The sequence below is a fragment of the Nocardia sp. 852002-51101_SCH5132738 genome (assembly GCF_001665695.1).
GTDB classification, from domain to species: Bacteria; Actinomycetota; Actinomycetes; order Mycobacteriales; family Mycobacteriaceae; genus Nocardia; species Nocardia nova.
The window spans coordinates 1-2,161 of the sequence record NZ_LZML01000053.1 but is presented as its reverse complement, the minus strand read 5'-3'; the positions used below and the strand labels follow the sequence as shown (position 1 = coordinate 2,161).

Annotated in this window: 1 protein-coding gene and 1 pseudogene; one reads left to right on the top strand and one right to left on the bottom strand. The window is 62.5% G+C overall.

From position 1 onward, the window contains the following. Window positions 1-199 precede the first annotated feature (199 nt). Window positions 200-1,366: pseudogene (locus A5789_RS36365) on the top strand (IS3 family transposase). Here the strand turns inward: A5789_RS36365 and A5789_RS08200 are convergent. Beyond that, on the bottom strand, window positions 1,335-1,970 hold the full coding sequence (locus tag A5789_RS08200) for a DDE-type integrase/transposase/recombinase (RefSeq protein ID WP_155525800.1): 636 nt from the start codon (window positions 1,968-1,970) through the stop codon (window positions 1,335-1,337). The pseudogene A5789_RS36365 and the gene A5789_RS08200 sit on opposite strands and share 32 nt — an antisense overlap. Window positions 1,971-2,161: the final 191 nt, after the last annotated feature.

Genomic DNA, 2,161 nt, shown 5'->3' with positions numbered 1-2,161 from the left:
ATATCGGCAGCGGATAACCCGGACCACATCGTCGCGGAACTCCTTCGGATACGACTTCCTCACCGCCCACACCCCACCCCGACCCAGCCACCAGCGGTAAGCCACCCGCCCGACAACACCGGACCTGGCTTGGGGCTGCTGCACGGATAGGTGACAACCGAGATGGCTTGCCGAGGGGCGGGCTTGAGAGGATGTCACTGTGCCGAAGCCGTATCCGAAGGAGTTCCGCGACGATGTGGTCCGGGTTGCCCGCAACCGCGATGACGGAGTCACGCTGGATCAGATCGCGGCCGATTTCGGGATCCATCCGATGACGTTGTCGAAATGGATGCGCCAAGCCGACATCGACGAAGGGAACAAGCCGGGACCGACGCGAACGGAGTCGGCCGAGTTGCGTGATGCTCGGCGCCGTATCCGGTTGCTGGAGCAGGAAAACGAAGTGCTGCGCCGCGCTGCGGCGTATTTGTCGCAGGCGCAGCTACCGGGAAAAGGCTCTACCCGCTCGTGAAAGAGCTTGCCGTCGACGGGATTGCCGTGGCGGTGACGTGCCGGGTGTTGCAGCTCGCTCGCCAGCCCTACTACCGATGGCTGGCCGAACCGGTCACCGCCGGTGAGATCGCGCAGGCGTATCGAGCCAACGCGTTGTTCGACGCGCACCGCGACGACCCCGAGTTCGGGTACCGGTTCCTCGCCGATGAGGCTCGTGAAGCCGGCGAGGCGATGGCCGAGCGCACCGCATGGCGGATCTGCTCGACCAACCGGTGGTGGAGTGCGTTCGGCAAACCTCGGCGCGGAAAGAACGGCAAACCGGGACCGCCAGTCCACGATGATCTGGTGCAGCGGAACTTCACCGCTGATCGACCAAACCTGTTGTGGCTCACGGATATTACGGAACATCGCACGAATGAAGGCAAGCTGTAACTTTGTGCGGTCAAAGACGTGTTCTCCAACCGGATCGTCGGCTATTCCATCGATTCGCGGATGAAGTCCCACCTGGCGGTGACCGCGCTGAACAATGCCGTTGCCCGCCGCGGTGATGTGGCGGGCTGTGTTGTGCACAGCGACCGCGGCTCCAAGTTTCGCTCGAGACATTTCGTCCACACGATCAAACCGTCATCGCATGGCCGGATCCATGGGCCGCGTCGCCGCGGCCGGCGACAACGCCGCCATGGAAAGCTTCTTCAGCCTGCTGCAACGCAATGTTTTGGACCGGCAGCGGTGGGACACCCGCGAACAACTACGGATCGCGATCGTGACCTGGATCGAACGCACCTACCACCGACGCCGACGCCAGACCCGCCTCGGCCGATTGACCCCCATCGAGTACGAGACAATCATGACCCCAGCGGTAATTCAGGCCGCATAACCACTGTCACCCAAACGTGCAGCAGCCCCATGCGGAACCGATGAACCTCCATATCCAAGGCGTCGCCGTCGGCGATCGCTCCGCGATACAGATGCTCGTATTTCACCGTGCCGAAAAACCGCTCGATCACACCATTGGTCTGCGGTGAGCGAACCCTCGTACGAACATGTCGCAGCAGCGGGTCCGGCCCTGTAAACGCGGTCTTGAATACTTCGCCACGGAAACATGGCCCGTTGTCCGACACTACCGCGATCGGCACAGGCACCATGCCGACCACCTCATCCGTAGGGCCGACAACCTCCGCTGATCCACGATCGGCGCGCAAGTCATCTATGCCGAGAACACGCTGCGCCTCGGCGACCGCAAGCCGCAGACAAGCCAGCGCATCGGCACCGCGAGCCGTCGGCGTCACAGTGACTGCCAGGCAGTACTTCGTCACGTAATCGACCACCGCACAGATCCGCCAGATCCCTCCGCCCTCAGTCTCGAATTCACTGAAATCGGTCTGCCACACTCGATTGCGCCGTGTCGGCGGATCACGGAACACCCTGCGCCGCAACATAGCCCACAACTTGCGGTCCGCGCGATAACCCAGCGGCAGCAACAGGCCACGGCGCGGTTGAGTCCAGCAGGATGGTGTACGACGGGCCCTCAGCGAAGTCTGGGCGTGTCGTAGCCGAGTAGAGGGTGGTCACCGCGTGATCCTTCAAAAGACCGGCAAGTCACTTGAAGGAAAGAAAGTTCACGCGATGACCTCTGTCCAGCCTATCGACCCGTCCAAGATGCTGTCGGACC